Origin of the sequence: Streptomyces sp. AB3(2024), from assembly GCF_041862025.1 — a bacterium.
In the GTDB taxonomy this organism is placed as follows: domain Bacteria; phylum Actinomycetota; class Actinomycetes; order Streptomycetales; family Streptomycetaceae; genus Streptomyces.
In genome coordinates, this window is sequence record NZ_JBGWAB010000158.1 from 1 (window position 1) to 16,632 (window position 16,632).

15 protein-coding genes are annotated in these 16,632 nt (G+C 72.6%); 11 read left to right on the plus strand and 4 right to left on the minus strand.

Translation table 11 applies throughout. The features are described 5' to 3' along the window. Positions 1 to 1,737, minus strand: a 1,737-nt coding sequence (locus ACEPPI_RS35895) for a type I polyketide synthase (protein ID WP_373919446.1), incomplete at its 3' end; no start/stop codon positions are given. Between the two features lie 133 nt (positions 1,738 to 1,870). Beyond that, positions 1,871 to 3,082: a cytochrome P450 gene (locus ACEPPI_RS35900; protein WP_373919447.1), complete on the minus strand. Its 1,212-nt coding sequence runs from the start codon at positions 3,080 to 3,082 to the stop codon at positions 1,871 to 1,873. Positions 3,083 to 3,397: 315 nt separating this feature from the next. Here ACEPPI_RS35900 and ACEPPI_RS35905 point away from each other — a divergent pair, with 315 nt between their 5' ends. The 10 genes from ACEPPI_RS35905 (at position 3,398) to ACEPPI_RS35950 (ending at position 13,378) form a co-directional block, all read left to right on the plus strand. Next, a complete protein-coding gene (locus ACEPPI_RS35905; RefSeq protein WP_373919460.1) occupies positions 3,398 to 4,624 on the plus strand; it encodes a macrolide family glycosyltransferase in 1,227 nt (408 codons plus the stop codon). A 74-nt stretch (positions 4,625 to 4,698) separates the two neighbouring features. Continuing rightward, positions 4,699 to 5,952, plus strand: coding sequence for a cytochrome P450 (locus ACEPPI_RS35910; protein WP_373919448.1), 1,254 nt, complete (start codon positions 4,699 to 4,701; stop codon positions 5,950 to 5,952). Between the two features lie 47 nt (positions 5,953 to 5,999). Further along, positions 6,000 to 6,446 carry an FdtA/QdtA family cupin domain-containing protein gene (locus ACEPPI_RS35915; RefSeq protein ID WP_373919450.1) on the plus strand — a complete coding sequence of 149 codons (447 nt, stop codon included), beginning with the start codon at positions 6,000 to 6,002 and terminating at the stop codon, positions 6,444 to 6,446. Beyond that, the gene (locus tag ACEPPI_RS35920; protein WP_373919451.1) at positions 6,443 to 7,582 is read left to right on the plus strand and encodes a DegT/DnrJ/EryC1/StrS family aminotransferase; all 1,140 of its coding nucleotides are present in this window, start codon (positions 6,443 to 6,445) and stop codon (positions 7,580 to 7,582) included. The genes ACEPPI_RS35915 and ACEPPI_RS35920 overlap by 4 nt, the downstream gene beginning before the upstream one ends. After that, entirely contained in the window at positions 7,575 to 8,540 is a 966-nt protein-coding gene (rfbA, locus tag ACEPPI_RS35925) for a glucose-1-phosphate thymidylyltransferase RfbA (RefSeq protein WP_373919452.1), read from the plus strand. Before ACEPPI_RS35920 ends, rfbA begins: the two co-directional genes overlap by 8 nt. A 63-nt stretch (positions 8,541 to 8,603) precedes the next feature. Then, positions 8,604 to 9,593, plus strand: coding sequence for a dTDP-glucose 4,6-dehydratase (rfbB, locus tag ACEPPI_RS35930; protein WP_373919453.1), 990 nt, complete (start codon positions 8,604 to 8,606; stop codon positions 9,591 to 9,593). Next, complete coding sequence (locus tag ACEPPI_RS35935; protein WP_373919454.1) at positions 9,580 to 10,170, plus strand: dTDP-4-dehydrorhamnose 3,5-epimerase family protein; 591 nt, start codon at positions 9,580 to 9,582, stop codon at positions 10,168 to 10,170. The genes rfbB and ACEPPI_RS35935 overlap by 14 nt, the downstream gene beginning before the upstream one ends. Further along, a complete protein-coding gene (locus ACEPPI_RS35940) occupies positions 10,167 to 10,943 on the plus strand; it encodes a thioesterase II family protein (RefSeq protein ID WP_373919455.1) in 777 nt (258 codons plus the stop codon). Before ACEPPI_RS35935 ends, ACEPPI_RS35940 begins: the two co-directional genes overlap by 4 nt. Then, the gene (locus tag ACEPPI_RS35945) at positions 10,933 to 12,363 is read left to right on the plus strand and encodes an NDP-hexose 2,3-dehydratase family protein (protein WP_373919456.1); all 1,431 of its coding nucleotides are present in this window, start codon (positions 10,933 to 10,935) and stop codon (positions 12,361 to 12,363) included. Before ACEPPI_RS35940 ends, ACEPPI_RS35945 begins: the two co-directional genes overlap by 11 nt. A gap of 19 nt (positions 12,364 to 12,382) precedes the next feature. Then, on the plus strand, positions 12,383 to 13,378 hold the full coding sequence (locus ACEPPI_RS35950; RefSeq protein ID WP_373919457.1) for a Gfo/Idh/MocA family protein: 996 nt from the start codon (positions 12,383 to 12,385) through the stop codon (positions 13,376 to 13,378). Here the strand turns inward: ACEPPI_RS35950 and abc-f are convergent. Then, a complete protein-coding gene (gene abc-f, locus ACEPPI_RS35955) occupies positions 13,368 to 15,044 on the minus strand; it encodes a ribosomal protection-like ABC-F family protein (RefSeq protein WP_373919461.1) in 1,677 nt (558 codons plus the stop codon). The two genes, ACEPPI_RS35950 and abc-f, sit on opposite strands and share 11 nt — an antisense overlap. 196 nt (positions 15,045 to 15,240) lie before the next feature. Next, a complete protein-coding gene (locus ACEPPI_RS35960; RefSeq protein WP_373919458.1) occupies positions 15,241 to 15,555 on the minus strand; it encodes an antibiotic biosynthesis monooxygenase in 315 nt (104 codons plus the stop codon). A gap of 231 nt (positions 15,556 to 15,786) precedes the next feature. Here ACEPPI_RS35960 and ACEPPI_RS35965 point away from each other — a divergent pair. Continuing rightward, on the plus strand, positions 15,787 to 16,632 hold an 846-nt coding region (locus tag ACEPPI_RS35965), incomplete at its 3' end, for an alcohol dehydrogenase catalytic domain-containing protein (protein WP_373919459.1).

The following is a 16,632-nucleotide window of genomic DNA, read 5'->3' on the forward strand; positions in this document are numbered from 1 at the left end:
GACCACATCCACCCGCTCCAGCGAACGCCCCTCCCGCAGTACCTGGACCACGTCGAAGTCCACGAACGGCGCCAGGGCATCGGCACACTCCCGCAACCGCCCCGCAAACACAGGGGAAGAGTCAAGGAGACCCGCACCCATCCCCACCCACTGCGTCCCCTGACCCGGAAACACCAACACCCGACGACCGAACGACCCCGCCACACCGTGTACGGCGGAGCGCTCCAGGCGGGTGAGCAGTTCGTCGCGGTCGCCGGCCAGGACGACGGCACGGTGGCCGAAGACGGTACGGGCGTCGGCGAGGGTCCAGGCGACGTCGAGGAGGTCGAGCTCCGGGCCGTGTTCGACACGGGCGCTGAGCTGAGCGGCCTGGTCGCGGAGTCCTTCGGCGGTCCGGCCGGAGACGACGACGGGAACGACGGGCAGCGCGGCCCGCCGGCCTTCGGCCGCAGCCGCGACCTCAGCCGCGACCTCGGCCGGGGCCTCTTCGAGGACGAGGTGGGCGTTGGTGCCGCCCATGCCGAAGGACGACACCCCCGCCACCCGTCGCTGCCCGGACGGCTCGGTCCACGGCTCCGGGGCGGTCGGGACGCGCAGGTTCAGCGCGTCCAGCGGGATGTCGGGGTGGGGCGTCTCGTGGTTGAGGGTGGCCGGGATCTGCCCTTCGCGTACGGTGAGGGCGGCCTTGAGGAAGCCCACGAGGCCGGCGGCGCCTTCGAGGTGGCCGACGTTCGTCTTGGCCGAACCGACGGCCAGCGGGGTGTCGGTGGCGGCGCGGGCCGTGCCGAGGACGGCGCCGAGCGCCGCGGCCTCGACGGGGTCGCCCGCGCGGGTTCCGGTGCCGTGGAGTTCGACGAAGCGGACCCGTCCGGGCCGTACACCCGCCCGGTCGTAGGCCTCGCGGAGCACCGCTTCCTGGGCGGCCCGGTCGGGAGTGGTCAGGCTCGGGCCACCGCCGTCGTTGTTGACGGCACCGCCCTTGACGACGCAGTGCACGCGGTCGCCGTCGGCGAGGGCCCGGTGCAGGGGTTTGAGTACGACGGCGACGCCGCCCTCACCGCGGACGTAGCCGTTGGCACGGGCGTCGAAGGTGTGGCAGCGGCCGTCGGGGGAGAGGGCCCCCATCAGGTCCATGACGGTGGTGCTGTCGTCGGCCAGGATCAGGTTGACGCCGCCGACGACGGCGAGGTCGCTCTCACCGCGCCGCAGGCTCTCGCAGGCGAGGTGGACGGCGACGAGGGAGGAGGACTGGGCGGTGTCCACGGCCATGCTGGGGCCGCGCAGTCCGAGGAGGTAGGAGAGCCGGTTGGCGGCCATGGCGCGGTGGCGGCCCGCGGCGCTGTAACCGCCCGCGTCGCCGGTGCGGCGCGCGGCGAGGGTGGCGTAGTCGTCGGAGGCGATGCCGACGTACACGCCCGTGCGGCTGCCGCGGAGCCGGCCGGGGACGATCCCGGCGTGTTCGAGGGCCTCCCAGCCGAGTTCCAGGACCAGGCGCTGCTGGGGGTCGGTGGCGGCGGCCTGGGCGGCTGTCATCCCGAAGAATTCGGCGTCGAATGCGCCGTGGTCCTCCAGGGCGGCGCGCCAGGTTCCGTCGTCCTGCCGGGAGACGGAATTCCGGCCGTTCCGCAGGAGCTCCCAGAATTCTTCATGATTCGCCGCTCCGGGCAGTCGGCAGGCCAGTCCCACGACGGCTATGTCGTTGTCACCCACGTGCTGCTCACCGGTCTCGGGGTTCATCGGTTCTCCATGGCAAGGGATGAACTGCGCCTTCCCCTGGCGGGGAATGCGCATGAAGTCGAAAGGGGCCGCGGTGGTGTTCCGCGGGAGCCGCGCGCGGGAAGGGGGGCGCGGGTGCCGGGGGCCGGCCGGGTCACCAGGTGACGGGCAGCTCCACGAGTCCGCGGACGAGCATGCCCTCGTGCCAGGCGAGGTCCGGGGCGGGGACGGCGAGGCGCAGTGCGGGGAGGCGGGAGGTGAGGGCTTCGAGCGCGCACTGGAGTTCGGCGCGGGCGAGGGGGGCGCCGAGGCAGTAGTGGGGGCCCTGTCCGAAGGCGATGTGGGGGTTGGTCTCGCGGTCCAGGACGAGCGCGTCGGCGTCCTCGAAGACGGACTCGTCGCGGTTGGCGGAGGCGAGGGAGTAGACGACGGCCTCGCCGGCGCCGATGGTGACGCCGCCTATCTCGATGTCCTCGGTGGCGATCCGGGTGGGTCCGACGCTGGACCACAGGGGAACCACGCGCAGGAGTTCCTCGACGGCGGTGGGGACGAGGTCGGGGCGGGCGCAGAGCTCCTCGTAGCGGGTGCGGTCGGCGAGGAGGAGGGCCACGTGGCCGGCGAGCTGTCCGGCGGTGGTCTCGTGGCCGCCGATGAGCATGCCGCCGGTGAGCATGAGGAGTTCGTTCTCGCTGAGCGCCTCGCCCTCGTCGTGGGCTTCGATGAGGGCGCTGAGCAGGTCGTCCTCGGGGTGGGCGCGGCGCAGGGCGACGTAGCCGCGCAGGTAGTCGGCGTACTCCTCGGCGGCCGCGGCGACCTGTTCCTCGGTGTAGCGGCTCGCGGACATCAGGGCCTCGGTGAAGGCGCGGAAGACGTGCCGGTCCTCGTGGGGGATGCCGAGCATCTCGCAGATGACTGCGGTGGGCAGCGGCAGGGCCAGGCCCTGGACGAGGTCGGCGGGGCCGCCGGCGGCCACGAGTTCGTCGATGAGCCGGTGGGTGATCTCGGTGATGCGGGGGCGCAGGGCGGCGACCCGGCGGGCGGTGAAGGCCCGGGAGACGAGCCGGCGCAGTCGGGCGTGGGTCTCGGGGGGCATGCCCATGAGGCCGACGGAGTCCAGGGTGCGGGGCGCGGCCCGGGGGACGTCGCGGTCGGCTCCGGCGTGCATGCTCAGACGGGGGTCGGCGGAGGCCTTCTTGATGTCGGCGTGGCGGGTGAGGAGCCAGGCGTCGCCGCCGTAGGGCATGCGGACGCGCACGACGGGCTCGGTCGAGCGCAGGGCGGCGTACGCCGGGTCGAGTTCGAGGTCGACGCGGTCGCCGAAGGGGTACGTCCGGACGGTCCCGGCGGCGGCATGAGGGCAGGTCATGGCTGGATCTCCTCTGTACGCGGGCCCTGTCAGCCAACAGCAGCGCACGGCGGACACACCGCCGACAGTGAGAGGACTATGTCAACTCACTCCGAATTGGACCGGAAATTCAAGCCCGAATTGAGTCGCATTCAATGTCGTTTTGAGGAGGCTCCGGAAGGGTCACGCGACGGCGAAGAGCGATCTCACACTATGTCAAGTCCGCACTTGCGCCAACACTGTCGATCCCCGTAATTTCCGTGAGGTCGACCAGCAGGCCACAGCCCGCGCCCCACGCATTCTGTTTCGGTGCAAGATTCGAAAGGCTGCTCCCCGATGGCGCATATCGCCTTCTTTATCCTCCCCGCGGCGGGTCATGTGAATCCGACGCTGTCGGTGGCGCGGGAGCTCGTCGCGCGCGGTCACCGGGTCACGTACGCGCTCTCCGAGAACTACGGCGAGCGGGTGCTGGCGTCGGGGGCGGAGTTCCTGTCGTACCCGATGGACCAGGACCGGTTCCTGGCGACGATGGTGCCGCAGCAGGACTCGGCGTCGTACACGGACCAGCAGGAGTTCCTGAACATGATGAAGTGGATGCTGGAGCTCACCCGGCAGACGCTTCCCCCGTTCGAGGAGCACTTCGCGGACGACCGGCCCGACGTCTTCGTCTGCGACCCGTCGTCGTTCTGGAGCGGCCACATCCTGGCGGCGAAGTGGGGCATCCCGGTCATCCGCAGTACGCCGACGTACGTGGCGAACGAGCACTGGTCGCTGCACCCGCCGGTGGACACCGCCGAGGAGCAGCAGGAGGACCCCGAGACGGGCGAGCTGTTCGCGGTGGTCGCGGGGCTGCTGGCGGAGCACGGCGTGGAGAAGGGCATCGGCGAGTTCGCGGACGACGTGCACTCGGGGCCGGCGCTGGTGTACCTGCCGCGGGCGTTCCAGTACGCCGGGGAGACCTTCGGCGAGGAGGTCCACTTCGTCGGTCCGTGCACGGGCGCGAACAGTTTCCACGGCGACTGGGAGGCCCCGCGGACGGGCCGGCCGCTGGCCCTGATCACGCTGGGCACCCTGTACAACCGCCAGCCCGAGTTCTTCCGGGCGTGCGCCCTGGCCTTCGCGGATCTGGACTGGGACGTGGAGATGGCCCACGCGGGCGGGGTGGCCGACGGCGCTCTGGACCCGGTGCCGGAGAACGTCCGGGTGCACACGTTCGTGCCGCAGGGCGAGGTGCTCCGGCACGCGGCCCTGATGATCAACCACGGCGGTACGAGCACCGTGCTCCAGGCCGTCTCCGAGGGCGTACCGGTGATCTCGGTCCCGCAGATGGCGGAGCTGCACGCCACCGCCACGCGCGTCGAGCAGCTGGGCGTCGGCGCGAAGCTGCTGCGCAAGGACGTCTCGCCCGAGCGGATCCGCGAGACGGTCCTGGCCGTGGCGGGAGACCCGGACGTGCGGGACTCCGTGGCGCGGCTGCGCCGGGAGATCGAGTCCGCGGGGGGCCCGGTGGCCGCGGCCGACGCGATCGAGCGTCTGCTGGAGCCCGTCCCCGCGGCCGCCTGACCCTGCACCGCCCCCTTCCCCCTCTCCCCTCCCCCCTTCCCCTCCCCTGCTGAACCCGAGCTGAGGAAGCCGACATGACGACACAGACCACCGAGGCAGCCGAGGCAGCCGAGGCCCTCGCGGCGGAAGAGGCCCCGCACCCGCTGGCGCAGCCCGAGGCCGCCGACGCGCAGCAGCTGCTGGACTGGTTCGCGAAGGCCCGCGCCGAGGCGCCCGTCTTCTACGACTCGACGCGCTTCGCCTGGCAGGTCTTCTCGTACGAGGACTACAACACCGTCTCCACGAACCCCCTCGTCTTCTCCTCCGACTTCTCACCGGTCTTCCCGGTGCCCGAGGAGCTGGCGCTGCTGATGGGTCCCGGTACCTTCGGCGGCATCGACCCGCCCAAGCACGGCCCGCTGCGCCGTCTGGTCGGCCAGGCCTTCACCCCCCGCCGGATGGCGGCCCTGGAGCCGCGGATCGCGGAGATCACCCGGGAGCTGCTCGACGGGCTCGGGGACCGTAGCGACATCGACGTGGTCACGGACCTCGCCTACCCGCTGCCGGTCACGGTGATCGCCGAACTGCTCGGGGTGCCGGCCGAGGACCAGGACCTGTTCCGCGAGTGGGTCGACGTCATCCTCAACAACGAGGGCATGGAGTACCCGAACCTCCCGGACGACTTCGCCGAGACGATGGGCCCCGCCATCAAGGAGTGGGCCGCGTACCTGTACGCGAAGATCGCCGAGAAGCGGGCGGTGCCGACGGACGACCTGATGAGCGGGCTCATCGAGGCCGAGGTCGAGGGCCGCCGGCTCACCGACGAGGAGATCGTCAACATCGTGGCGCTGCTGCTGACGGCGGGCCACATCTCCAGTGCCACGCTGCTGAGCAACCTGTTCATCGTGCTGGACCGCCACCCCGGGGCGCAGGCGGCGCTGCGCGCCGACCGTTCGCTGATCCCCGCCGCCGTGGAGGAGACGCTGCGCTTCCGCGGCCCGTTCAACAACATCTTCCGGCTGGTGACGCAGGACACCGACCTGCTGGGCGTGCCGATGAAGGCCGGCCAGATGGTGACGGCGTGGAGTGCGTCCGCCAACCGGGACCCGGCGCAGTTCCCGGACCCGGACACCTTCGACGTGCACCGCAGCTCCAACAAGCACATGGCGTTCGGCCACGGCATCCACCACTGCCTGGGGGCGTTCCTGGCGCGGATCGAGGCGAAGGTCTTCCTGAACCTGGCCTTCGACGCGTTCGCCTCGTTCTCGGTCGACCACGACAAGGCGGAGTTCTACGAGGCCGACCAGCTGACCCCGCGTCATCTGCCGGTCTCCGTCGTCCGCGGCTGAGACGTCCGCGGCGCGTTCGGAGCGGGTCAACGAGGGAGCGGAAGCGCATGGCGGTGGGCACCACCACAGAAACGAAGGTGGGCAGGATCAAACCCTGCGCCTTCATCGACTTGGAGCAGCACAACGACGAGCGCGGCAAGCTGTCGGTCGTCGAGTCCGGGGCGACGACCGGCTTCCCGATCAGACGGGTCTACTACCTGCACGACGCGGACGCCGGCGCCTCCCGGGGCAGCCACGCCCACCGGAAGCTGGAGCAGCTGGTCATCGCGGTCCACGGCAGTTTCACGATCACCGTGGACGACGGGTTCGGGCAGGCGTCGTACGTCCTGGACGACCCCGGCCGGGGCCTGTACATCGGGCCGATGGTGTGGCGGCAGCTGAGCGGCTTCTCCGAGGGCGCGGTCTGTGTCGTCCTGGCCTCGCTGCACTACGACGAGTCGGACTACCACCGCGACTACGAGGCCTTCCTGGCCGATGCGAGGAGGTGGCCGTGACGGCGCCGGCGGTGACGCGCGGGATCCGCGTGCCCTTCCACGACCTGCGGGACCTGCACGCCCTGGACGGGCTCCAGGAGGAGCTCGACGCGGCGGTGCTGCGGGTGACGCGCAGCGGCCGCTATCTGCTCGGGCCCGAACTGGAGTCGTTCGAGGAGGAGTTCGCCCGCTACTGCGAGAACGGTCACTGCGTGGGCGTCGGCAGCGGGCTGGACGCCCTGGAGCTGACGCTGCGGGCGCTCGGGATCGGTGAGGGCGACGAGGTGATCGTCCCCGGGCACACCTTCGTCGCGACCTGGCTCGCGGTGTCGGCAACGGGTGCGCGGCCCGTCCCGGTGGATCCGGAGCCCGGCTCCTGCCTGATCGATCCGGACCGGATCGCGGCGGCGATCACCGACCGCACCCGGGCGGTCATGCCGGTGCACACCTACGGGCACCCCGTGGACCTCGACGCCGTGGAAGCCGTCACGGCCCCCCGGGGCATCGCGGTGGTGGAGGACGCGGCCCAGGCCCACGGGGCCCGTTACCGGGGCCGGCGGATCGGGTCCCGGTACGCGGCGGCGTTCAGCTTCTACCCGGGCAAGAACCTGGGCGCGCTGGGCGACGGCGGCGCGGTGGTCACCTCCGACCCCGCCCTGGCGGAGCGGATCCGGCTGCTGCGCAACTACGGCGCCCGGGAGAAGTACCGTCACGAGGTCCGCGGCACCAACTCGCGGCTCGACGAGGTCCAGGCGGCGGCGCTGCGGGTGAAGCTGCCGCGCCTGGACGCCTGGAACGCCCGCCGCCGGGAGATCGCCGCGCGCTACGGCGAGGGCCTCGCCGGCCTGCCGGGCCTGACCGTGCCGTCCGTCGCCCCGTGGGCGGAGCCGGTCTGGCACCAGTACGTACTGCGGACGCCGCGCCGGGAGGAGCTGCGCACCGCGCTGACGGACGCCGGGGTGGAGAACCTGATCCACTACCCGGTCGCCGTACACCGGTCCGATGCCTACGCGGGCACCGGGACCGGCCCGCTGCCCCACTCCGAGCGTCTGGCCGCCGAGGTGCTGAGCCTGCCCATGGGGCCGCAGCTGACCGCGAAGGACGTAGAGACCGTCATCACGGCGGTCCGTGACGCCACGGAGAGCAGCCATGATTGAGGTTCCCACCCTTCCGACCGTGTCGGCGCTCGGCGCCCACGGGGGCCGCCGCCCGCTCAAGGGCGTCATCCTCGCGGGCGGCAGCGGCTCCCGGCTGCGGCCGCTGACGGGGGCGCTGTCCAAGCAGCTCCTCCCGGTGTACGACAAGCCGATGATCTACTACCCGCTGGCGGTGCTGATGCTCGCCGGCATCCGGGACATCCAGATCATCTCGGCCAGGAACCACCTGGAGATGTTCCGGGCCCTGCTCGGCGACGGCTCGCAGCTCGGCATCGACCTGCGCTACGCGGAGCAGGAGGAGCCGCGCGGCATCGCGGAGGCCTTCCTGATCGGCGAGGAGCACATCGGCGACAGTCCGGTGGCGCTGATCCTCGGCGACAACGTCTTCCACGGCCCCGGCTTCTCCTCGCTGATCAACCAGGCGGCGATGCGCCTGGACGGCTGCGAGCTGTTCGGCTACCCCGTGCAGGACCCCCAGCGCTACGGCGTGGGCGAACTGGATTCCGACGGGCGGCTGGTGTCGCTGGTGGAGAAGCCCGACCGGCCGCGCTCCAACCTGGCGGTGACCGGTCTGTACCTGTACGACAACGACGTGGTGGAGATCGCCCGCGGGCTGCGTCCCTCGGCGCGCGGAGAGCTGGAGATCACCGACGTCAACCGGGTCTACCTGGCCCAGGGCCGGGCCCGGCTGAACGAGCTGGGCCGCGGCTTCGCCTGGCTGGACATGGGCACGCACGACTCGCTGCTCCAGGCCGGCCAGTACGTCCAGCTGCTGGAACAGCGCCAGGGCGAACGGATCGCCTGCGTGGAGGAGATCGCCCTGCGGATGGGGTTCATCGGCCACGAGCAGTGCTTCGCGCTCGGCCGCGAACTCGGCGATTCCAGCTACGGCAACTACGTGCGCCAGCTCGCGGGCCGGGCCGCGGCGAGCACGGCGGCCGACTCCCCCGCCGCCTGAGCACACCCTCCCCGGCCCGACCCCCGCCCCGCCCGCTCCCCTCCTCACGAAAGGTCCTTCGAGATGCGCGTCCTGGTGACCGGAGGTGCGGGCTTCATCGGCTCACACTTCGTCAGAGAGCTGCTGGCCGGGGCCTACCCGGACCTGGGCGAGGGCGAGGTGGTGGTGCTGGACGCCCTCACCTACGCCGGGAACCTCGCCAACCTCGACCCGGTGAGCGAACACCCCCGGCTGGAGTTCGTCCACGGGGACATCTGCGACCGGGAGCTGGTCGCCGAGCTGATGGCGGACACGGACCTGGTGGTGCACTTCGCCGCCGAGTCGCACGTGGACCGGTCGATCGCCGACGCCTCGGAGTTCGTGCGCACCAACGTGCTGGGCACGGCCACGCTGCTCCAGGCGGCCGTGGCGGCGGGCACCGGCCGTTTCGTGCACGTCTCCACCGACGAGGTCTACGGGTCCATCGAGACGGGCTCCTGGCCCGAGGACCACCCCCTCGTGCCCAACTCGCCCTACGCCGCCTCCAAGGCCTCCTCCGACCTGCTGGCCCTGGCCTTCCACCGCACCCACGGGCTGGAGGTGTGCGTGACGCGCTGCTCCAACAACTACGGGCCCTACCAGTTCCCGGAGAAGGTCATCCCGCTGTTCACCACCAACCTGGTCGACGGCCTCGACGTCCCGCTGTACGGGGACGGCGGCAACAGCCGCGACTGGCTGCACGTGGACGACCACTGCCGGGGCATCGCCCTCGTCGCCGTCAAGGGGCGGCCGGGCGAGGTGTACAACATCGGCGGCGGCACCGAGCTGACCAACCTGGAGCTGACGGACCGGCTGCTGGAGCTGTGCGGGCGCGACGCAGGCGCCCTGCGCCGGGTCGCGGACCGGGCCGGGCACGACCGCCGCTACTCGGTGGACATCGACAAGATCTCCTGCGAGCTCGGCTACGCGCCCCGGGTGCCCTTCGACCGGGGCCTGGCCGAGACGGTCGCCTGGTACCGGGAGCACCGTGCCTGGTGGGAGCCCCTGAAGGCGGGCCACGTTGCACATCGATGAAACGGAGCTGTCCGGCACGTTCCGGATCGTGCCCGAACGCTTCGAGGACGAACGCGGCCACTTCTGGGAGGCCGCCCGGCACAGCCGGCTGACCGAGGAGACGGGCCTGCCGTTCACCGTCCGCCAGGTCAACAACTCGGTGTCGCGCCGGGGCACGCTGCGCGGGGTGCACTGCAACGACGTGCCCGGTGACGCCGGCAAGCTCGTGACCTGCGTACGCGGCTCGATCCTCGACTTCATGGTGGACCTGCGCACCGGCTCCCCCACCTTCGGCCGGCACGTCATGACCCGGCTCGACGCCCGCGACGGCATCGCCCTGTACATGCCGGGCAGCATCGGGCACGCGTTCCTCGCGCTGGAGGACGACACCTGCGTGAACTACCTGCTCGCCGCCGAGTACGTGCCCGGGGCCATGGTCGACGTCGACGCGCTGGACCCCGAACTGGCCCTGCCCTGGGGCCTGACCGGGCCCCCGGTCCGCTCCCCCAAGGACGCGGCCGCGCCCTCCCTGGCCGAGGTCGTGGCCTCCGGCCGGCTGCCCCGCCACACACCCCACGAGGAGCTGATCCGCCCGTGACCCCGCCCACCGCCACCCGCACCCCGGCCGTCGTCCGCGACGCCTGGCTGCGCCGCTACCGCCCGCTCGACGCCGCGGTCGTGCGGCTGGTGTGCTTCCCCCACGCCGGGGGCTCGGCCAGCTCCTACCTGGGTCTGGCCACCGCGCTCGCGCCCGCCGGGGTCGAGGTGCTCGCCGTCCAGTACCCGGGCCGCCAGGACCGCCGCTCGGAACCCTGCGCCACCAGCGTCGAGGAACTCGTCGAAGGGCTGCTGCCCGAGCTGCGGCAGTGGACCGGGGAACCGTTCGCGCTGTTCGGGCACAGCCTGGGCGCCACCCTCGCCTACGAGACGGCCCGACGGCTGGCCGACCTCGGGGAGCGGCCCGTCCACCTGTTCCTGTCGGGCCGCCGGTCCCCGACCGTGCCCCGGCGCGACACCGCCCACCTGCTGGACGACCGGGGGCTGATCGACCTGATCGCCCGGCTCCAGGGCACCGAACCGGCGCTGCTCCGGGACGAGGAGATGCTGCGCATGGTGCTGCCCGCGATCCGCGGCGACTACCGGGTGGCCGACGCGTACGTGCACCGCCCGGGACCGGCGCTGGGGGTACCGGTGACGGTGCTCACCGGGGACCGGGACCCGAACGTCTCCGTCGACGACGCGCTGCGCTGGTCGCAGGTGGTGGACGGGCCGTTCGGGGTGTGCGTGCTGCCCGGCGGGCACTTCTTCCTCACCGAGCGCGCCGAGGACGTCCGCGCCATCGTCGAGGGGGCGCTGGACCGTGCGCACTGAGACCCCGCCCCGGGCGGCCGCCGACCGGGCGGACACCGCGCGCCGCCTGCTGCGCTCGGCGCGTACGCCCGACAGCGCGGTCATGCCCGTGCACCGGGTAGCCCCGTGGCTGGCCGAACGGACCCGGGCCGGTGACTTCCGGGTCACCCGGGTGCCGTTCGCCGAGCTGCGGGGCTGGTCGTTCGAGGAGGGCACCGGCAACCTGCGGCACGAGTCGGGCCGGTTCTTCTCCGTGGAGGGCCTGCACGTGCACGCCGACGGCCTGCCCGCGCGCGGCTGGAAGCAGCCGATCATCGTCCAGCCCGAGATCGGCCTGCTGGGCATCGTGGCCCGGGAGATCGACGGCGTGCTGCACTTCCTGATGCAGGCCAAGATGGAGCCGGGCAACGTGAACATGCTCCAGCTCTCCCCGACCGTGCAGGCCACCCGCAGCAACTTCACCGGTGTCCACCGCGGCCGCGGCATCCCCCACCTCGACCTCTTCCTGGAACGCGGCCGGGCCCGCGTGCTGGTGGACGCCCTCCAGTCCGAGCAGGCCGACTGGTTCCTCGGCAAACGCAACCGCAACATGGTCATCGAGATCGACGAGGACATCGAGACCGGCCCGGAGTTCCGCTGGCTGACCTTCGGCCAGCTGCTGCGGCTGCTGCGCCTGGACAACGTCGTCAACATGGACAGCCGCTCCATCCTCGCCTGCCTGCCGACCTCCGGCGCCGGTCCCGAGGGGGCCGCGGCCGGCCCGGTGCTGCGCTCCTTCCACGATCCGTCGGCGCCCTCCGTACTGCGCACCCCGGAGATCCTCAGCTGGCTCACCGGGATCCGCGCGCAGCGGGAGCTGGTCCAGCGCCGGGTGCCGCTGGCCGAGGTGGCCGAGGACGGCTGGGTGCGTACCGCCGACGAGATCGGCCACGCGGGCGGACGCCGCTTCCGCGTCGTGGCCGCGGACATCTCCGCGAGCAACCGGGAGGTCGCCGCCTGGACGCAGCCGCTGATCCAGCCGCAGGTCCCGGGGCTGATGGCGCTGGTCGTCAAACCGATCCGGGGGACCCTGCACGCCCTGGTGCAGGCGCGGGTCGACGTCGGCCACGTCGCCGTCGCCGAGCTGGCGCCCACCGTGCACTGCCGGCCCGCCGACCACACCGGGCCCGGACGCGCCCCGTTCCCGCCGTTCCTCGCCGACGTGCTGGCCGCCCCGGACACGCGGATCCGCTACGACGCGGTGCAGTCCGAGGAGGGCGGCCGCTTCCACCACGCGGAGAACCGGTACACGATCGTCGAGGTCGGCGAGGAGTTCTCCGAGGACGTCCCGGAGGACTTCGCCTGGCTGACGTTCTCGCAGCTCACCGAGTTGCTGGCCTACGGGAACCACCTGGACGTCGAACTGCGCACCCTCGTGGTGTGCGCGCACACCCTGTACTGAACCTCCCCGAGGACGGACCGTGTCCCCCACCCCGCTGCGCCTCGGCCTCCTCGGCTGCGGCGACATCGCCGCCCGCCGCACCCTCCCGGCGCTGGCCCGCACCCCCGCGCTGACGCTCGCCGCCGTCGCGGCCCGCGACCCGGACCGGGCCGCGGCGTTCGCCGCCCGCTTCGGCGGGGAGCCCGTGGCCTCGTACGAGGAACTGCTGGCCCGCCCGGACGTGACGGCGGTGTACCTGTGCCTCCCCACGATGCTGCACGCCGCCTGGGCGGAGCGGGCGCTGCGCGCCGGAAAGCACGTCCTCGTGGAGAAGCCGCTGGCCACCCGGGGCGCGGACGCGGAGCGGCTGTACGCGCTCGCCCGCTCCCGTTCCCTGGTGCTGCTGGAGAACTTCATGTTCCTCCACCACGGCACCCAGCGGACGGTCACCGCCCTGCTGGAGGCCGGGACCCTCGGCACGCTCCGCTCGGTGTCCGCGGCGTTCACCATCCCGCCCCGGCCCGAGGGCGACACCCGCCACGACCCGGCGCTCGGTGGCGGGGCCCTGCTCGACAGCGGCGTGTACCCGCTGCGCGCCGCCCTGCGCTTCCTCGGTACGGGCCTGTCCGTGGCCGGGGCGGTGCTGCGCCACGACGACCGCCTCGGGGTGGACCTGTCGGGTGCGGCCCTGCTGGCCGCCCCGGACGGGGCCACGGCGCAGCTGCGCTTCGGCATGGAGCACCACTACCGGTCCTGGTACGAGATCCAGGGCAGCGAGGGCTCCCTGTCCGTGGAGCACGTCTTCACGACGGCACCCGCGCACGTCCCCGTCGTCCGGCTCGTCGTGGGCACGCGGCCGCGCGAGCTGCGCGTGCCGGCGGAGGACCACTTCGAGGCCGTGCTGCGGTTCTTCGCGGCCGCCGTCGCGGACCGGGGCCGTACGCGGGGCGGCCTGCCGCTGCTCGACGCCGAGTCGATGCGGCAGGCCGCCCTGCTGGACGGGATCCGCGGGGCGGCGTCGCGCGTCAGGACGTGACGGCGGCCCCGTCGCGCAGTTCCAGGTGGGTGCCCCGGAAGCCGCGGCGCATCCGGCGGTCGTGGGTGACGGTGACCACGGCGCCCGTGTAGTGGGACAGGGCCTCTTCGAGTTCCTCCACCAGCAGCGGTGAGAGGTGGTTGGTGGGCTCGTCGAGCAGCAGCAGGTCCACCGGACGGGTCACCAGGCGGGCCACGTCGATGCGGCGCCGCTGGCCCACCGACAGGGAGCCGACGGGCAGTTCCAGCTCGGCGGGGCGGAACAGCCCGAGCGACAGCAGCTGTTCGGCGTGCTCCTCGGGGTGACCCGGGCGCCCCTCGGCGAACTCCGCCAGCACCGAGCGGCGGGGGTGCTTGGGCATCTCGTCCTGGCGCAGCCAGCCGATGTGGGCGGCCCGGCGCACGGTACCCGCCTCGGGCTCCAGGTCCCCGGCGAGGACCCGCAGCAGGGTGCTCTTGCCGGCCCCGTTGGGTCCGGTGATCAGCAGCCGTTCGCCGGGGGCGATGGCGAGGTGCTCGATGCGCAGCCGGCCGGGCACCTCGATGCCGTCGGCCTCGGTGAGGACGGCGGCGGGGGCGGCGGCGGGGGCGGCGGATCCGGAGTCGTCGCCGAGGGCGAGCGAGGCGGTGAAGCGCAGCGGCTCGGGCGGCGCGGGCACCGGGTTCTCCCGCAGCCGGCGCAGCCGTTCGTTGGCGTTGCGGGCCTTGCCCGAGGTGGCCGAGGAGGAGGAACGGGCCCGGTGGTGCTCGGAGCCGCTGAAGGCCCAGGGGCCCTTCTTGGCGATGGCGGCGAGCATCCGGCCCGCGTTCTCGGCGAGCTTCTCCTGGCGGGCGACCTCCTGGAGGTGGTCCTCGTACTCCTGCTCCCAGCGGGCGCGGGCGGCGGCCTTGGCGGTGAGGTAGCCCTGGTAGCCGTTGCCGTACCGGTTGACGGTGTGGGTGTCGGGGTCCACTTCCAGGATGGTGGAGGTCACCGCCTCCAGGAAGGCCCGGTCGTGGGTGATGACGACGACGGTTCCGCGGTGGTCGCGCAGCCGCTTCTCCAGCCAGTCGACGGCCTGGTCGTCGAGGTCGTTGGTCGGCTCGTCGAGGAGCAGCAGCTCGGGGGCGGCGGCGAGGGTCGCCGCCAGGGCCAGGCGCGAGCGTTCGCCGCCGGAGAGGGTGTCGACGGCCCGGTCCCGGTCGAGTCCGGGCAGGCCGAGGCCGTGCAGGGCGGCGTCGGCCCGGGCGTCGGCCTCGTAACCGCCGCGGTCCTCGAACTCGGCGAGGAGGTCGCCGTACTCCGCCAGCAGCTTCGGGTCGTTGTCGACGAGCGCGTCCTCGGCCGCGTGCAGGCGGCGCTCCACGTCCCGCAGGTCCGCGAACGCCTGGTCGAGCACGTCGCGGACGGTCGCTCCGGCGGGCAGTTCGAGGCGCTGCGGCAGGTGGCCCACGCCGCCGGGGGCGGTCACGGTGACGTCGCCGTTGTCCGTGTCCTCGACGCCCGCGATCAGCCGCAGGAGCGTGGACTTGCCCGAGCCGTTGTCGCCGATGACCCCGGCCTTCTCACCGGGTTTGACGGTGAGCGACACCCGGTCCAGCACGACGTGGTCGTCGTAGCGTTTGGTGACCTCTTCCAGCGTGAGCTGGGAGTGGACCCGGGACGCGGTGGGTGAGGACAATCGCATAGACATGCTCCTGGTCGTGCGGGTGGGACAGTTGGCGTCCTCGCCGAGGATCCGGCCTTCACCTGCCCGCGGGGCTCGTCCTCGACCAGGTCCGGCCGGTCGCCGTTCGACCTTCTCCACCGCCGCTCGAGCGACGGTGGACCGTGCCTGGAGTCCGGCCGGTCCCGGGGGGCGGGGCTCGCGGCGGGGGCGTGGGTCAGCGGGTGGCGTCGGCCGCCGCGGTGGGGGCGCCGTCGGTGACGGTCTCGTACAACGCCGTTTCGGGAGTGGCCAGTTCGGCCAGATCCCGGGCCAGGTTCCGGAAGCCCTCGCTGGTCACCGCGGCGCGGTGCGCGGCGGCGTCCCGCCAGACGGACAGCTCGACGTAGACGTTCGCGGGGCCGACCAGGCGCAGGGTCTGGTGGCTGACGCAGCCGGGCTGGGCCCGGACGAACCGGGCGGCACGGCTCTTGACGGCGAGGAACTCCGACAGGTCGCCGTGGACGTCGAGCTTGTTGACGAAGGTCACCATGGGGCGGCCGCTCCTCTACGGGTACGGATACGGGTGCGCGGGCGTCCTTCCACCGTCCGCAAGGCCGGTCGAGTTGGCTTCGAAGGGCGCTCGACCGGCGCCGCCCAGGCTGCCGGGAGACGGCGGCCCGCCGGCCGCGGACGCGTCGTCACTCCGAGACCGGGGGCGCGCACGTCCGAGAGGTTACCGGCCGGTCCGACGGCGCCCCCGCCGATGCGCAAGGGAACTCACGTGGACGAGATCGTCAATGCCCTGCTGTCCGAGGACACGGCACCGGCCGACTTCGCGGCGCTGGCCCTGCCCCCCTCCTACCGGGGCAACGTGGTGCGCCGCGACGAGACGGACATGTTCGAGGGGATGGCCTCGTCGGAGAAGGACCCGCGCAAGTCCCTGCACGTCCAGGACGTGCCGACGCCGCAGCCGGGTCCGGGCGAGGCCCTGATCGCGGTGATGGCGAGCGCCATCAACTACAACACCGTCTGGAGCTCGATCTTCGAGCCGTTGCCGACCTTCGGCTTCCTGGAGCGCTACGGCCGCCTGTCCGAGCAGACCAGGCGCCACGACCTCCCGTACCACGTGCTGGGTTCGGACCTGTCGGGCGTGGTGCTGCGCACCGGGCCGGGGGTCAACCGCTGGCGGGCCGGCGACCGGGTCGTGGCGCACTGCCTGTCGGTGGAGCTGGAGTCCGCGGAGGGGCACGACGACACGATGCTCGACCCGGAGCAGCGGATCTGGGGCTTCGAGACCAACTTCGGCGGCCTGGCGGAGCTCGCGCTGGTGAAGTCGAACCAGCTGATGCCCAAGCCGGAGCACCTGACGTGGGAGGAGGCCGCTTCCCCCGGTCTGGTCAACTCGACCGCGTACCGCCAGCTGGTCTCCCGCAACGGCGCCGGGATGAAGCAGGGCGACAACGTCCTGATCTGGGGCGCCAGCGGCGGCCTCGGCTCCTACGCCACCCAGCTGGCCCTGGCCGGCGGCGCCAACCCGATCTGCGTCGTCTCCTCCCCCGAGAAGGCCGACATCTGCCGGGCCATGGGCGCGACCGCGGTCATCGACCGCAACGCCGAGGGCTACAAG

What these genes read in the sequence shown, in the direction of transcription:
- ACEPPI_RS35900 (WP_373919447.1), bottom strand. Translation starts at nt 3,082, where the DNA reads ATGACCTGCCCTCATGCCGCCGCCGGGACCGTCCGGACGTACCCCTTC.
- ACEPPI_RS35905 (WP_373919460.1), top strand. Translation starts at nt 3,398, where the DNA reads ATGGCGCATATCGCCTTCTTTATCCTCCCCGCGGCGGGTCATGTGAAT.
- ACEPPI_RS35910 (WP_373919448.1), top strand. Translation starts at nt 4,699, where the DNA reads ATGACGACACAGACCACCGAGGCAGCCGAGGCAGCCGAGGCCCTCGCG.
- ACEPPI_RS35915 (WP_373919450.1), top strand. Translation starts at nt 6,000, where the DNA reads ATGGCGGTGGGCACCACCACAGAAACGAAGGTGGGCAGGATCAAACCC.
- rfbA (WP_373919452.1), top strand. Translation starts at nt 7,575, where the DNA reads ATGATTGAGGTTCCCACCCTTCCGACCGTGTCGGCGCTCGGCGCCCAC.
- rfbB (WP_373919453.1), top strand. Translation starts at nt 8,604, where the DNA reads ATGCGCGTCCTGGTGACCGGAGGTGCGGGCTTCATCGGCTCACACTTC.
- abc-f (WP_373919461.1), bottom strand. Translation starts at nt 15,044, where the DNA reads ATGCGATTGTCCTCACCCACCGCGTCCCGGGTCCACTCCCAGCTCACG.
- ACEPPI_RS35960 (WP_373919458.1), bottom strand. Translation starts at nt 15,555, where the DNA reads ATGGTGACCTTCGTCAACAAGCTCGACGTCCACGGCGACCTGTCGGAG.